At 70.0% G+C, this 14,400-nt stretch carries 12 protein-coding genes; 4 read left to right on the forward strand and 8 right to left on the reverse strand.

Features of this window, described 5'->3' with window-relative positions:
* Positions 1–760 precede the first annotated feature (760 nt).
* From BLQ91_RS35295 to BLQ91_RS35305, 3 genes are read right to left on the reverse strand one after another with little or no spacing between them, the layout of a single operon-like run.
* Positions 761–2,041: a HAMP domain-containing sensor histidine kinase gene (locus BLQ91_RS35295; RefSeq protein ID WP_090104202.1), complete on the reverse strand. Its 1,281-nt coding sequence runs from the start codon at positions 2,039–2,041 to the stop codon at positions 761–763.
* A complete protein-coding gene (locus BLQ91_RS35300; RefSeq protein WP_090104203.1) occupies positions 2,038–2,703 on the reverse strand; it encodes a response regulator transcription factor in 666 nt (221 codons plus the stop codon). Before BLQ91_RS35300 ends, BLQ91_RS35295 begins: the two co-directional genes overlap by 4 nt.
* A 6-nt stretch (positions 2,704–2,709) precedes the next feature.
* On the reverse strand, positions 2,710–2,955 hold the full coding sequence (locus tag BLQ91_RS35305) for a hypothetical protein (RefSeq protein WP_090104204.1): 246 nt from the start codon (positions 2,953–2,955) through the stop codon (positions 2,710–2,712).
* A gap of 109 nt (positions 2,956–3,064) precedes the next feature.
* Here BLQ91_RS35305 and BLQ91_RS41830 point away from each other — a divergent pair, with 109 nt between their 5' ends.
* Positions 3,065–3,280, forward strand: a complete 216-nt coding sequence (locus BLQ91_RS41830; protein ID WP_090104205.1) for a hypothetical protein — start codon at positions 3,065–3,067, stop codon at positions 3,278–3,280.
* Positions 3,281–3,388: 108 nt separating this feature from the next.
* Here the strand turns inward: BLQ91_RS41830 and BLQ91_RS35315 are convergent, their stop codons facing one another.
* Complete coding sequence (locus BLQ91_RS35315) at positions 3,389–4,594, reverse strand: YyaL domain-containing protein (protein WP_090104206.1); 1,206 nt, start codon at positions 4,592–4,594, stop codon at positions 3,389–3,391.
* Positions 4,595–4,887: 293 nt separating this feature from the next.
* Complete coding sequence (locus BLQ91_RS35320) at positions 4,888–5,871, reverse strand: alkaline phosphatase family protein (RefSeq protein ID WP_090104207.1); 984 nt, start codon at positions 5,869–5,871, stop codon at positions 4,888–4,890.
* Positions 5,872–5,980: 109 nt separating this feature from the next.
* Here BLQ91_RS35320 and BLQ91_RS35325 point away from each other — a divergent pair, with 109 nt between their 5' ends.
* The gene (locus tag BLQ91_RS35325; protein ID WP_090104208.1) at positions 5,981–6,865 is read left to right on the forward strand and encodes a Ppx/GppA phosphatase family protein; all 885 of its coding nucleotides are present in this window, start codon (positions 5,981–5,983) and stop codon (positions 6,863–6,865) included.
* Positions 6,866–6,872: 7 nt separating this feature from the next.
* Here the strand turns inward: BLQ91_RS35325 and BLQ91_RS35330 are convergent, their stop codons facing one another.
* Positions 6,873–7,223 carry an STAS domain-containing protein gene (locus tag BLQ91_RS35330; RefSeq protein ID WP_090104209.1) on the reverse strand — a complete coding sequence of 117 codons (351 nt, stop codon included), beginning with the start codon at positions 7,221–7,223 and terminating at the stop codon, positions 6,873–6,875.
* Between the two features lie 369 nt (positions 7,224–7,592).
* Positions 7,593–7,979: an ATP-binding protein gene (locus BLQ91_RS35335; RefSeq protein ID WP_090104210.1), complete on the reverse strand. Its 387-nt coding sequence runs from the start codon at positions 7,977–7,979 to the stop codon at positions 7,593–7,595.
* A 126-nt stretch (positions 7,980–8,105) separates the two neighbouring features.
* Here BLQ91_RS35335 and BLQ91_RS35340 point away from each other — a divergent pair, with 126 nt between their 5' ends.
* Entirely contained in the window at positions 8,106–8,453 is a 348-nt protein-coding gene (locus tag BLQ91_RS35340; RefSeq protein WP_090104212.1) for an STAS domain-containing protein, read from the forward strand.
* A gap of 220 nt (positions 8,454–8,673) precedes the next feature.
* On the opposite strand, the gene BLQ91_RS35345 is transcribed toward BLQ91_RS35340, so the two are convergent.
* Entirely contained in the window at positions 8,674–12,819 is a 4,146-nt protein-coding gene (locus BLQ91_RS35345; protein WP_090104214.1) for a HAMP domain-containing protein, read from the reverse strand.
* A gap of 137 nt (positions 12,820–12,956) precedes the next feature.
* On the opposite strand from BLQ91_RS35345, the gene BLQ91_RS35350 reads away from it, so the two are divergent.
* Entirely contained in the window at positions 12,957–14,342 is a 1,386-nt protein-coding gene (locus BLQ91_RS35350; protein ID WP_090104216.1) for a PP2C family protein-serine/threonine phosphatase, read from the forward strand.
* Positions 14,343–14,400 lie beyond the last annotated feature (58 nt).

Genomic DNA, 14,400 nt, shown 5'->3' on the forward strand with positions numbered 1-14,400 from the left:
CTGGGCGTTCGCCTGCATCCTGCCTCCGTTTCGCGTGCGGCGCGCGAGCCGCGACCAGTCACCCGAATGGCCGTCGCGGTGAGCGGGAATCTACATGGGTATACGCGGGAAGCAATGGCCCGGTTGACTCACCCGTCAAAAGTCACGTCCGGGTCACGCCGGGAGGGCCCGGCGCTAACTGTGAGTATAGCGCCGGGCGCATGCCGTGATCGTTTCGGGTCCACATCGCCTGTGGGCGAACTGTGGCGGGGTGTCCACGCTGTCGTCCGCGGGGTGGGCGGCCGCGGCTCGCCGTGCCGCTCCGTCGCGGGTGCTCGTGCCCCCGTCGGCGGGGCTGTGTCTGTGCGTCGCGAACAGGGGAATGGTGGTGCCGGGCGTACTTGTCTTAAATATATTTAACCCACGACAGGGGAATCGCGACTTAAATATATTTAAGGCGGATTAATCGTCTGAACGGCGGATTGGCGGCGATCCGCGGTCGGCTAACTTCATGTCAGATCGCACGGAAAACGATCGCCCAGAACCCCCTGAATACGCCGGTCCCGCACCGGGCGCCGGGAGCCCCGGCTGATCCACCTCGTTCCACCGGTGTGGGAAGGGCAAGCGCGCACCGCTCATCGGGTTCCTCCCTCCTGCTCGGAGCCCGGTGGTGCGGCAGCGGTGCCGCGCGGCCGGCCGGTGCCCGCCGGCGGCTCCGGACCCGTCCCACGGTCCGGACGCCGCCGGCGGTGTTCGTCCCGCCCCCACCTCGGGGGCGGCCCTAGATCCTCCGGAGCCTCAATTGCACGCGTGCACCGCCCAGCGGACCGCGGTCGACGTGGAGCGACCCTCCCGTGCGTTCCGCGGCCCGGCGGGCGATGTCGAGCCCCAGCCCGGTGGAACCGCCACCGCTGGTGCCGCGGCGCACCGCCCCTTCGGCGTCCGCGATGCCCGGCCCGGCGTCCTCGACCACCAGCGCCACCAGATCGGCTTGGTGCACCAGTGCCACGGCGAACCGCGTGCCCTCCGGCGTGTAGCGGAAGACGTTGCCCAGCAACGCGTCCAGCGCGGCCGCGAGGTCGTTGCGGCCCAGCGGCACGAGAGCGGGCCGGTCGGCGCCGCGCACGGTCCACCGCCGTTCCTGGTCGTCGGCGAGCGCGGACCAGAACACCAGCCGGTCGCGGACGACGGCCGACGCGTCCGTGCCGCCGTCGTCGGGCTGCAGGCCGGAGCGGGCGGCCTTGATGATCTCGTCGACCTCCCTCTCGAGGCCCTGGACGGCCTCCCGGACGCGGTCCGCCCCCGGACCCTGCCCGAGCGTGTCCGCGTCCAGGAGAAGGGCTGTGAGAGGCGTTCGCAGCCGGTGCGAGAGATCGGCGACCACCTCGCGTTCGGCGGCGAGCAGCAGCCGGACGCGCTCCGCCATGGCGTTGAAGGCCTTCCCCGCCTCGGCGACCTCGGGCGGCCCCTTGACCGGAACGCGCGCGGAGAGGTCCCCCTGTCCCATTCTCCGCGCGCCTTCCGCCAGCGCCCGCGTCGCCTTCACGGCGCGGGCCCCCAGCCTGTCGGCGACCAGCACCGACCCCGCGACCAGCCCGACGGCGACGCCCGCCAGCACCCACCACGTCCCGACGACGCCGCGGGTGAGCTGCTCGTGCGGCACGAACGCCTCGACGATCGCGATGCCGTTCGAGCTGGTCGCCAGCGGTTGCAGGTAGGCGACGCCGTCGGGCCGTTCGACCGTGGACGCCGTCGCGAGCTTCTGGGCCTCCTCCAGGTCCTTCGCCGTGATGTGCGAGGTGCCGTAGGTACCCGCGGGGGCGCTGAGGTGCACGGCGAGCCGTTGCTGCCCGCCGTAGCGGGTGCTCCTGATCGCCTGCCGGACCTCCTGCGGCTTGCGGGTGATCAGCAGAGCGGGCGTCAGCGCGTTCGCCTGCTTCTCGGCCTCGTCGAGCGCGCGGTTGTACGCGGAGCTCTTGACGACGATCGCGAGCGGGATCAGGAAGGCCAGGGCCACCATGCTGGTGGCCGCGAGAGCGACCAGCACGAGTGACCGCCTCACTGCGGCGCGACCAGACGCACGCCGACCCCGCGCACCGTGTGCAGGTAGCGCGGCTGCGCGGCCCGTTCACCGAGCTTGCGGCGCAACCACGACAGGTGCACGTCGAGCGTCTGGTCGTCGCGGTGGGACGGCCACAGGCTCGCGAGGATCTCGGCGCGCGGCACCACCTCGCCCTGCCGTGCCGCGAGGAACGACAGCAGCTCGAACTCCTTGTGCGTCAGGGAGAGCTCGGTGCCGTCCACGGCGGCCCTGCGCAGGGTGACGTCGATCTCGAGCCCGCCGATCACGAGCTGCTTGCTGTCGCGGGCCCTGCGCAGCACGGCCTGCAGCCGGGCCCCCAGGTGCTCGCTGGAGAACGGTTTGACGAGGTAGTCGTCCGCGCCGGCGTTGAGGAGCCGGACGATCTCGCCCTCGTCGTCGCGCGCGGTCGCGATGACCACCGGGGTGTTCGTGACGCCCCGGATCATCCGCAGCGCGTCCCCGCCGTCGAGGTCGGGGAGCCCGAGGTCGAGCACCACGACGTCGTACTCGTGGACGGTGACTTCGCGCAAGGCCTCGATCGCGAGCGCCACACCGTGCACGATGTGCCCCTGTCCGGTGAGAGCGCGCATGACCGCCGCCCGCACCACCGGGTCGTCTTCGACCAGCAGAACTGATGCCATGAGCCGCTACAGGAGGATTGCCGCAGTGAGACGGTCCGTCGGATACCTGGTCGCCTGGGCAGTGGTGACCGCGGTCGCCGTCGGCCTGTCCTGGTTCGGCATCCGATCGGTGATGGAACCCGCGCCGGTCGCCGTCGTCGACCCCACGCCGGGCTCGGCGGTGCTCCCGATGCCGACCATCACCTCGCCGGCGGTCCCGGTGCCCGAACCGGGCCCCTCCGCCGGTGTACCGCCCGTCACGCCCACGTCCACCAGGCCTCCTGCAGTCAGCTCGTCCGTTCCGGTTCCTCCCCGTACTACGGATGCGCGTCCCACCCCGGCTCAACTCCCCGAGGGGGAGTGGCAGGCGGACGGCTCCTACGTGCACGCGTTCCACCTGCGGGGCGGGGACGTCGTGGTGCGGTACCGGCCGTCCGGGGTGGAGGCGCTGTCCGCCACGCCCGCGGACGGGTGGTCGGTGGCGGTCGAGCAGCCCGGAGGACCTCTGGTGGTGAACTTCCGGACTGCTTCGGGGAGGTTGTCGCGGTTGGAGGCTACGTGGAGCAACGGGCCCACGGCGAAAGTGGTTGAGCAGTAGGGGACCTCGGGGGTGGGGAGGGGCGTCCGACGGCGCGTTGCGGACTCGCTCCGCGACCGGGCGGCTGCCCGGACACGAGGCCCGCACAGCCGCCCGACCGGCCACGACCTACAGGCCGATGGCCTTCGAGACCTCCGCGGGCTTGAGCACCCTCAGGATCGCTTCGAACAGGTAGTAGTCGCCGTACGGCAACGAGATCTCCACGCCGTCCTCGGACGGCCGGTTGCGGGTGCCGCGCGCCAGGACCGCCTCCGCGCGCGTCGACCGGGTGGTGAGGCAGGTGGTCACCAGACCGTCGAGGATCTCCAGCGCCCGGTCGCGGTAGCGGTCGGTGCCGGTGGCCCTGGCGAGGTCGAGCAGGCCGCACGCCATGATCGCGCCCGCGGAGGAGTCCTTGACGTCGTTGGCGCCCAACGGGGAGCGGTAGTCCCACACCGGCACGTGGTCCGGGGTGAGGACGGACAGGGCGTAGTCGGCCATCCTGCGGGCGGTGTCGCGGAACTCGCGCAGGCCCGTGCGGCGGTACATCGTCGTGAAGCCGTAGATGCCCCACGCCTGGCCGCGTGACCAGCAGGAGGTCGGGCTGTAGCCCTGGACGGTGCCCGGGCCGATCGGCGCGCCGGTGTCCGGGTCGAAGTCGAACACGTGCGGGGTCGAGCCGTCGGCGCGCAGGAAGTGGGTCCGGGTGGTCCTGGCGTGGGCGATCGCGATGTCGAGGAACCTGGGGTCGCCGGTCTGCTCGGTCGCGAACGCGAGCAGGTCCAGGTTCATCATCGTGTCGACGATGACGCGGCCCGCGTCGCCCGGGGTGCCGAGACGGCCCCAGGCGCGGAGGAACTTCCCGGCGGCGTTCCAGCGCTGGATCAGCGTGGTGGCGGCGTCGATCGCGCCGTCACGCCACTTCGTGGCGCCGGTGAGGCGGTACGCGGTGACCCAGGACGGGGAGAAGAGGAAGCCGAGGTCGTGGTCGCGGGGGTCGAGCCGGCGCGGTGCCAGCCGGTCGTTCGCGGCCTCGGCCAGCGCGCGGAACCGCGCGTCGCCGCTGTCGAGGTGCGCGAGCCACAGGGTGCCCGGCCAGAAGCCACCGACCCAGCCGCCGTCGGCGACGTAGGTCCACTTCTCGAACCGGGTGATCTCCGGGAACGACGTGATGCCCGGTGCCACGGTCCTCAGCTTGGCCAGGCCGTGGTCGAGGGCTCCGCGGAGCCGGGCGGGTGCGCCGGCGGCTTCCGCGGCGCCGAGGGCGACTCCTGCCCCGGTGAGCAGGGGAGTGGCCGCAGCGGATGTCAGAAGGGTGCGTCGAGACAGGTTCACGAGACCGTCCAGTCCCTTTCTCGTCTTGCGCCCGGCGACACCCTGCCAGAGGAGATCAACGCCTGTAAAGGTGCGTCGAAGAATTGAGCCGAGAAGCTCGCGTCAGGCCGCTGAACAGCGTAAAGGTCAGTTCTCGTACGTGAACCCGCACGATTCCGACGTTGTAAAAATCATTGTTCACGGTGATGAACAAATGGTGGATCGGGACGGCGTCGAGAGGGCGTGGCACCGTCGTGGGTCCGATCGGCGGCATCGGCTTCCCCGAGGAGTGCGCACGTTCGGCCTGCACGCGCTCACTGCACGGCGTTCCAGACGGCGAACGGCACATCGATCTCGTCGGGGCTCAGGCCACCGTGCTCGTACTTCGCCGACGGGTCCGCGATGGGGAACCGCGGGGACGCCGCCACCGCGACGACCGGGCCCGCCTCCGGCTGCGGCAGACCGAGGTCCGTGGCGTCGTGCACCGTCGCCGTGTCACCCAGAGTCGTTGCCACGCGGTCGAAAACGGTCTCCAGCCGGTCCTGCCTCGGGTAGAGCCACCGCAGGCGGCCCGCGCCGCCGGAGGGGATCACGCACTCCTCGCGCACGATGGCGTCCCAGGCCTCGACCAGCTCCGGGTCGGGGTCGACGGCGACCATGCCGTGGTCGGAGTGCGCCACGACGGTCCAACCCTGTGCCGCCCAACGGGAAGCGTGCGCGTCCAGGCGCAGCATCGCCTCGTGCACCGATTCGTCGTAACCGTTGCGGTGCACGTGGTCGTCGATGTTGACGTACGTCCAGAGGAACCTGGCGTCCGGCAGCGCCTTGTCGAGGTCCGCCACGACATTCGCGACGAGCAGGGGCGGATCCTCGGCCTGCGCGATGAGTTTGTGCCGAGGGGGCGCGGGTATCCGTGTGCACCCTCGGAGGAGGGCCTGCGCCCACGTCCCTTCCAGCAGGTCGAGCTCGCGGGCCAGGACGGTCGCGCCGTGCCGTTCGAGCACGGTCGGCAGGTGCGGGACGGCGGGCGTGCCGTTGATCGCGTGCACGAGCCCGGATCCGTTGCGGTACACCGTTCCCGGCACCCGGTGGACGTCGGCGGGAGCGCCGGTGAGAGCGGTCAGCAGAGCCGTCGCGGACGTGGAGGGCACGGTGGAGGAGAGCGTGGAGACGGAGGCGGACAACCACGACTGCTTGGCCACGTCGGAGGAGAGGCCGTCCACCGCCACGACGATCACCCCGCGATCCGCCTCGCCGAGGGCGCGTTCGAGTCGGGCAGGTACCTCCGCCAGTGACATCGGGTGACTGTAACGCATCTCATCGGGTCAACATTCGCTGTTCGGGGGCGAAGTTCCGGAGAATGGCCGCCGATGCGGTAAAGAAGTCTTGGTGAAGAGGAGGTGGCGGATGCCGGTCGGAGTCCTGGACGTCGGGTGCTTCAGCGCGCACCTGGTCGTCGTGGAGCGAGACCTGATGCGTCCGCTGGTGTCCCACAAGGTGCGGCTGAGGCTCGACCGGGAGCTCGATGAGAGCGGTGCCATCACCAGGGCCGGCGTCGACTCGCTGTGCGCCGCGGTGCTCGCGGCCCGCAAGAAGGCGGGTGAGGTCCGCTTCCTGCCGTTCGCCACGTCGTCGGTGCGGGACAGCTCGAACGCCGACGAGGTGATGCGCAAAGTCGCGCGCCGCACCGGCGTTGAGCTGAAAGTGTTGTCCGGCAAGGAAGAAGCCCGACTGTCCTACACCGCCGCCCGCCACTGGTTCGGCTGGAGCGCGGGCCCGATGATCGTGCTGGACGTCGGCGGCGGCACCGTGGAGCTCGCCACCGGGTCCGGGGCCGAACCGGAGCGCGCGATCTCCTTGCCGTTGGGAGCGAGGACTTTGACGCGCACCGGCCTGACCGTGGAGGCGATGAGGTCTGAGGTGCGGGACCGCCTCTCGACCGCGTTCCCGTGGGACGAGCAGGCTCGCGCTGTCGGGTGCTCGAAGGTGTTCGAGCAGCTGGCGCGGCTCGCCGGAGCGCGCAGCGACGTCTACGCACCGCGTCAGCTGCGGCTCAAGGACCTGGAGAAGTGGATTCCGCGTCTCGCGAAGCTGTCGGTGCGCGAACGTGCGGCGCTGCCGGGGATTTCCCGCCACCGGGCCCAGCAGTCACTGGCGGGCGCGGTGGTCGCGGAGGCGTTGATGAAGGTCTCGGGTCACGACGTCGTGGACATCTCGCCCTGGTCCACCAAGGAAGGGCTGCTCCTGGACCTGGTGGAGCGGGCGCGCGGCGGGCGTTCGTCCGCCGCCTGAAAGCGGCTCAGGCCGCGCTGAACGCCGTCACGGCGTCGTCGACGTCTGCGAAGAGGAGCAGGATCTTGTCCACGGCCGTCATCTGCAGCGGCCGCAACACGGCCTTGCTGTCGCTGACGACGCCGAACTTGATGCCGAGCTCGTCGGCCTGGGCCTGTGCCTCGACCAGCGCGCGGATTCCCTCGGAACCGAAGAAGCGGACTTCCCTGAGGTCGACGACCAGCGCGGGCGGCTTGCGGGCGAGCAACGCGGTGAGTCTGCTGGTCACCGGTGCCGAGGACATCATGTCGATCTCACCGGTCAGGGCGATGATCGGAATGGACTGGACATAGGTGGTTCTGTGTTGAAGTTCGTTCATGAGAAGACTCCCGTCCGAAGCGACCGTACGCGCCTTCGTGCGGCGATCACAACCCGAGACGGCTTCGCCGGGTACAAGCCGCTCGAACGGGAAATCCCCTGACAGACGAGGAAATCTCGTCGCGGTATCCCTGCTTTGCAGGGCGGATTTGCAGGCGTGGGACGGGCACGCCGTTTCGCGCCGAGGTCCGTCCCGGACGAGCAGGAAGGTCTCAGCACCACGACGAGCACGGCCGGCAGCGAGTTGAGTCCGATCGCAATGGGGGCGGTGCTCTTCCTGGGCGGCGTTCGCTCCCGATGGGACAGTCCGGCCGTCGTCTGCCCGGAGTCCGGCGGCATGGCGGCCACGCGCGGGCTCAGGTACCCCGTTTCAGCCTTCCAGCTGCGACCAGACGACTTTTCCCGTGCTGCGGGGTGTCGTGCCCCAGCGAACGCTCAGGGCCTGCACGAGCTGCATACCGCGCCCGCGCGCGCTGTTCGGGTCCACCGGTCTGAGCTGCGGCAGCTTCGGCGACTGGTCGTGCACCTCGATCAGCATCCCGGCGGCCCGCTTGCAGACCGTGAGTGTGATCGGCGCCTCACCGTGGTCGATGCCGTTCGACACGAGCTCCGTGACGACGAGCTGGGCGTCGTCCGCGAGGTCGTCGGGCAACCCCCACGACGCTGCCACCTCGCGCACAAGCCGGCGTGCACGGGCGCACGACCCTCCCTCGGCGGTCAGGCTCACCCGCACCTCAGCCAGTGGGTCGTTCAGCACAGGGCGCATCGTCGCACATCCGGCGGCTCGTCCGGATCTTTCAGCCCCCCGGTGGTCGCGTGCTCGGACGTCGTACTGCACGATTTGGATCGCACGAGTCGGGCGTGGCGGGAAGGAACGGCGACGATGGAGCTCAACGTCGGCAGCGAGGTCCAGCGGGGGTGGCGTGTGCTCGCCGTCGCCGGTGAGCTGGACATCGACACCGTGCCCGTGTTGTCGGCGCGGCTGGATGCGGATGTGACCGGGTCCCACGCCGTGCTCGACCTGGCCGGGCTCGCGTTCATGGACTCGACCGGGCTGGCGCTCGTGCTGGACTGGCACCGGCGGTTGACGGAGCAGGGCGGGCAGTTGCGGATCGCCGCTGCTCAGGGACCGGTTCGGCGGTTGTTCGAGCTGGCGGACGTGGCCCAGGTGCTGAGCTTGCACGCTTCGGTGGACGAAGCCGTGCAGGAGGCTGTGGACTCGGCTCGCTGAATCGGCTGTGGGCCGGCTCGTGTTCGGCCGGTTCCTGTTCCGGCGGGCGGTCACTTTCGTGGTGAAGTCAGTTCCAGGCGGTGGTCGCCTTGAGCCCCACATCGCGCATGCTCGCTTTGTCGTCGCTTCACGACAAATGCCGATCGGGGCTCGCCCCCGGCTTCGCCGTGCGTGGTCGGACCGGGGCTCGCCTTCGGCTTCGTGGTCCCGCTTGCGCTGGTCAGGCCTCTCCCGACACGCCCAGGTAATAGGCGATCAGGCGAATGAGGTGTTCTGTGTCCACCGGTTTGGTGACGTAGTCGGTGGCGCCCGAAGCCAGTGACTTCTCGCGATCGCCCTTCATCGCTTTGGCAGTCACCGCGATCACCGGCAGATCGGCGTAGCGTTCCATTGCGCGAATTGCGGAAATGGTCGCGTTGCCGTCCAGTTCCGGCATCATGATGTCCATCAGGACGATGGCCACGTCGTCGTACTGTTCGAGTGCGCGGACGCCTGTGATGCCGTTGTCGGCGTAGATCGCTTCCAGGCCGTGCAGCTCGAGGACGCTCGTCAGGGCGAAGACGTTGCGCAGGTCGTCGTCGACGACCAGCACCTTTTCGCCGTGGAAGCGCATCGAGGTCCAAGTGGCCACGGGCGGGGCCGGGGTGACGATGGGGGTGGGTTCCGGCAGGACGACGGCCTCCGAGACGACCTTGCCCAGGGGCAGGCAGAGGGTGAACGTCGAGCCGATGCCCGGTTCGGAGCGGACCCGGAGCCCGCCGTTCAGGAGCTGGGCCAGCTCGCGGCTGATGGAGAGGCCCAGGCCCGTGCCGCCGTACTTGCGGGACGTGGTGCCGTCGGCCTGCTGGAAGGCTTCGAAGATCACGGCCAGCTTGTCGGCGGGGATGCCGATGCCCGTGTCGTGCACGTCGAAGGCGACGGTGGACGGGTCGTCCATGCGCACGTGCAGGCGGATGCCACCGTCATGGGTGAACTTCACCGCGTTCGAGAGCAGGTTGCGCAGGATCTGCTGGAGGCGGTGCTCGTCGGTGCGGAGGGTCTCCGGGACGTTCGGGTCGACCCGGACGGAGAACTCGAGGTTCTTCTCCGCGGTGAGGGGGAGGCAGAGCGTCTCGACGTAGCGGACCAGCTCGTCCAGCCGGACCGGGTCCTCGTGCAGGGTCATGTGGCCCGCCTCGACCTTGGTGAGGTCGAGGATGTCGTTGATGAGCTGCAGGAGGTCGGAGCCCGACGAGTGGATCGTGCGGGCGAACTCGACCTGCTTCGGGTTCAGGTTGCCGTCGAGGTTGTCGGCGAGCAGCTTGGCCAGGATGAGCAGCGAGTTCAGCGGCGTGCGGAGCTCGTGGGACATGTTGGCCATGAACTCGGACTTGTACTTCGACGCCGTCTGGAGCTGGCGCGCGCGGTCCTCCAGCTCCTCGGAACCTGCCCTGAGCTCGGTGGTCAGGCGCTGGGACTCCACCAGGAGGGCGTCGGTGCGGGAGTTGGCCAGCAGCGTGTTCACGTTGACGCCGATGGCCTCCTTCAGCTGGTCCAGGAGGTCGAGGTGGACGTCGGAGAACTCGTTGAGCGAGGCCAGCTCGATCACGCCCAGGGTCTCGCCCTGGAACAGGATCGGCAGGATCACCAGGTTGACCGGGGCCGAGGAGCCCAGGGCCGAGGAGACCGTCAGGTAGCCGCCGGGGACCTGCGTGACCAGGATGGTCTTCTTCTCCAGCGCCGCCTGGCCGACGAGGGTCTCGCCCACGGCGACGCGGGTGGTCCGGGCGGAGTCCAGGCGGAAGCCGTAGGTCGCGGTCAGTTCGAGGGTGTGCTTGGAGTCGTCCTCCTCGATCTGGAAGAACGCGCCGTGGTGGGCGCTGACCAGCGGCGTCAGCTCGCTCATGATCAGCGACGCCAGTGCCCTGAGGTCGCGGTGGCCCTGCATGAGGCCCGAGAGGCGGGCCAGGTTCGTCTTGAGCCAGTACTGCTCGCGGTTGGCCCTCGTCGTCTCCTTGAGGTTCGCGATCATCTGGTTGACGTTGTCCTTGAGCTCCGCGAGCTCGCCGGACGCGTCGACGGTGATCTGCCTGGTCAGGTCGCCCGCGGTCACGGCGGTGGCCACGGCGGCGATCGCGCGGACCTGGGTCGTGAGGTTCGAGGCGAGCTGGTTCACGTTGTCGGTCAGCTTCGACCACGTGCCGGCGACGCCGTCGACCTCGGCCTGACCACCCAGCTTGCCCTCGGTGCCGACCTCGCGGGCGACGCGGGTGACCTCGTCGGCGAACGACGAGAGCTGGTCGACCATCGTGTTGATCGTGGTCTTGAGCTCCAGGATCTCGCCGCGGGCCGAGACGTCGATCTTCTTCGTCAGGTCGCCTTGGGCCACGGCCGTCGTGACCTGGGCGATGTTGCGGACCTGGTTGGTCAGGTTGTCCGCCATGAAGTTCACCGAGTCGGTGAGGTCCTTCCACGTGCCCGCCACGCCGGACACGCGCGCCTGGCCGCCCAGGATGCCCTCGGTGCCGACCTCGCGGGCGACACGCGTGACCTCGTCGCCGAACGCGCGCAGCGTGTCGACCATGCCGTTCAGGGTCTCGGCCAGGGCCGCGACCTCGCCCTTCGCCTCGACGGTGATCTTCTTCGAGAGGTCGCCGTTCGCGACGGCGGTGGCGACGGCGGCGATGTTGCGGACCTGGTTGGTCAGGTTGTCCGCCATCAGGTTGACGTTGTCGGTCAGGTCCTTCCACGTGCCGGCGACGCCCTGCACGCGGGCCTGGCCGCCCAGGCGGCCGTCGGTGCCGACCTCGCGGGCGACGCGGGTGACCTCCTCGGCGAACGACGAGAGCTGGTCGACCATCGTGTTGAGGGTCGACTTGAGCTCGAGGATCTCGCCGCGGGCGTCGACGGTGATCTTCTGCGACAGGTCGCCGTTGGCCACCGCGGTGGCGACGTGGGCGATGTTGCGGACCTGGTTGGTCAGGTTGTTCGCCATGAAGTTGACGTTGTCGGTCAGGTCGCGCCAGGTGCCGGCGACGCCGGGGACCTGGGCCTGACCGCCGAGACGGCCCTCGGTGCCGACCTCGCGGGCGACGCGGGTGGCCTCGTCGGCGAACGACGAGAGCTGGTCGACCATCGTGTTGATCGTGGTCTTGAGCTCGAGGATCTCGCCGCGGGCGTCGGCGGTGATCTTCTGGGTCAGGTCGCCGCGCGCGATGGCGGTGGTGACCGAGGCGATGTTGCGGACCTGCGTCGTCAGGTTGTTCGCCATGACGTTCACCGACTCGGTGAGGTCGCGCCACGTGCCCGCGACGCCGGGCACCTGCGCCTGACCGCCCAGACGGCCGTCCGAGCCGACCTCGCGGGCGACGCGGGTGACCTCGTCCGCGAACGACGAGAGCTGGTCGACCATCGTGTTGATCGTCGACTTGAGCTCGAGGATCTCGCCGCGGGCGTCGACGGTGATCTTCTGGGTCAGGTCGCCCTGCGCGACGGCGGTCGTGACCTGGGCGATGTTGCGGACCTGGGTCGTCAGGTTCTCCGCCATGAAGTTCACGTTGTCGGTCAGGTCGCGCCACGTGCCGGCGACACCGGGGACCTTCGCCTGACCGCCGAGCTTGCCGTCCGTGCCGACCTCGCGGGCGACGCGGGTGACCTCGTCCGCGAACGACGACAGCTGGTCGACCATCGTGTTCAGCGTGTTCTTCAGCTCCAGCATCTCGCCGGAGACGTCGACGGTGATCTTCTGCGTCAGGTCGCCGTTCGCGACGGCGGTGGCGACCGAGGCGATGTTGCGGACCTGGTTGGTCAGGTTGTTCGCCATCGAGTTGACGTTGTCGGTCAGGTCGCGCCAGGTGCCGGCCACGCCGGGGACCTTCGCCTGACCGCCCAGGCGACCCTCGGTGCCGACCTCGCGGGCGACGCGGGTGACCTCGTCCGCGAACGACGACAGCTGGTCGACCAGGCCGTTCACCGTCGAGCCGAGCGTGGCGAACTCGCCGCGCAGGGTCTGGTCCGACATGCGCTTGGTCAGGTCGCCCTCGGCGACGGCCGCGAGCACGCGGCTCAGCTCGCTCGTCGGCCGCACCAGGTCCTCGACCAGGCCGTTCACCGAGTCGGCCATGAGCGACCAGCCACCGGCGGTGCCCACGGGCGCCACCCGTTCGGTCAGCCTGCCCTCCTGGCCGACCGCCTGCCGGACGCGGCCGAGCTCACCGGCGAGCCACTGGTTGCGCTCGGCGATCTCGTTGAACACGTCGGCGAGCGCGGAGACGGGCCCGTTCCCCGGCACCACGAGCCTGCGGCGGAAGTTGCCGTCACGCAGGTCTCTCATGGCGGAAAGAACCCGTTCGAGGGTCGCGTCCGTCTCTTCGTTGGCCGTGGTCACTCCAAGCCTCCGTGCCTCGGTGGTCGCGGACAAGCCTGCCACGTTAGGTTGGGAGCGAGGTAACTTGATGCCGCGATGCACGCCAACTACCCGCAGGAGGCCGTGATGATTCGGCCGGCTGCGCTGGACAACAGCGGATGAGCAGCGCCGTGGGCATCGACCTGGACGGCTGGCAACGCCTGGTGGACGGGCTGCGCGAAGCCGTCCTCGTCGTGGACCCGGCCGGGGTGGTGCGCGTGCGCAACGCCGCGGCGGCCGACCGGTTCCCCCGCCTGGGGCTCGGCGGCCACTTCGACGTGCACGTCGCCGGCCGCCGGCACGACCTCGGCGACGGCTGGAGCGCCTGGTACTTCGCCGACTCCACACTGGACCACGCCCACCTCCGGCTCGCCGGAGGCACGTCGCGGGAAGCCACGCTGAAGACGATCGTGCAGCTGGCCGCGGAGCTGCTGGGCGAGCACTGCGTCGCTGTGGTTCCCGCCACACGTGATCGCCTGGAGTGGTGGCGTTGCGGCGGCGGCGAACCGACGGTCACGCGCACGCCGCGCCGGGCGTCGCAGATCTCCGAGGTGCTGACCGGCACGTCGACCCTGTCCAGGATCACCTCTTTGGGTGAAGGTAGCTGGGGCGTGCCGGAGGACTACGGCTGCGCGCTGGCCGTACCGCTGGGGGTCGGCGGCGCGCTGGTCGTGGTGCGGCAGGGCGACTTCACGCCGAACGACGTCGAACGCATCAAGCTGTTCGGCAAGCACGCCGCCGTGGCGCTGGAGTCGTCGTCGAAGCTGACCGAGCAGCAGCGGACGATCGAGATCCTGCGGTCGGCGCTGCTGCCGTTGCCGCTGCCCGAGGTGCGGGGCGTCTCGCTCGCGTCGGTGTTCATCCCGGCCCACCAGCGGGCGCTGGTCGGTGGCGACTTCTACGACGTGCACCCGCGCACGGACGGCTCGGCGACGTTCGCGCTCGGCGACGTCTGCGGCCACGGCCTGGAGGCCGCGGTCCACAGTGGACGCGTCCGGCAGTCGCTGCAGGCGCTGTCGCTGGTCGAGACGAACCCGGTGCGGCTGCTGCACCTGCTGAACACGTCGTTGCGCGCGACCGGGTCGAAGCTCTTCACCACGCTCGTCGTCGGCGAGCTCGTGCCGCTGGCGACCGGGGGAGTGCGGCTGTCGCTCGCGTCCGGTGGCCACCCGGCGCCGCTGGTGCTGCGGGCGGACGGCAGCGTGCACGAGGTGAGCGCGACCGGGGCGATCGTCGGCATCCTGGCCGACGTCCGGTTCTCCGGCGAACAGGTCACGCTCGCACCGGGCGACACGCTGGTGCTGTACTCGGACGGCTTCACCGAGGCCCGCGCGCACACCGACCGCACCGAGCTGTTCGGCGAGAAGCGGCTGCGGGCCGTGCTGCAGGAGTGCCAGGGCCTGCCGGCGGAGGAGATCGCACGGCACTGTGAGAAGGCCGTGCTGAAGTGGCTCGACCGCGACGACCACGACGACCTGGCGCTGCTGGCCGTCCAGGCCGTGTGAACGACCGGTGTGAACGAATTTCCCGGTCCAAGGGTTCATCCGCCGTTCGTTGGCCAGG

It is taken from the genome of Lentzea jiangxiensis (genome assembly GCF_900104175.1).
In the GTDB taxonomy this organism is placed as follows: domain Bacteria; phylum Actinomycetota; class Actinomycetes; order Mycobacteriales; family Pseudonocardiaceae; genus Lentzea; species Lentzea jiangxiensis.

Coding starts and splice junctions, on each gene's coding strand:
- BLQ91_RS35300 (WP_090104203.1), bottom strand. CDS start 2,703: ATGGCATCAGTTCTGCTGGTCGAAGACGACCCGGTGGTGCGGGCGGCG.
- BLQ91_RS35340 (WP_090104212.1), top strand. CDS start 8,106: ATGGAGCTCAACGTCGGCAGCGAGGTCCAGCGGGGGTGGCGTGTGCTC.
- BLQ91_RS35325 (WP_090104208.1), top strand. CDS start 5,981: ATGCCGGTCGGAGTCCTGGACGTCGGGTGCTTCAGCGCGCACCTGGTC.
- BLQ91_RS35350 (WP_090104216.1), top strand. CDS start 12,957: ATGAGCAGCGCCGTGGGCATCGACCTGGACGGCTGGCAACGCCTGGTG.
- BLQ91_RS35320 (WP_090104207.1), bottom strand. CDS start 5,871: ATGTCACTGGCGGAGGTACCTGCCCGACTCGAACGCGCCCTCGGCGAG.
- BLQ91_RS35330 (WP_090104209.1), bottom strand. CDS start 7,223: ATGAACGAACTTCAACACAGAACCACCTATGTCCAGTCCATTCCGATC.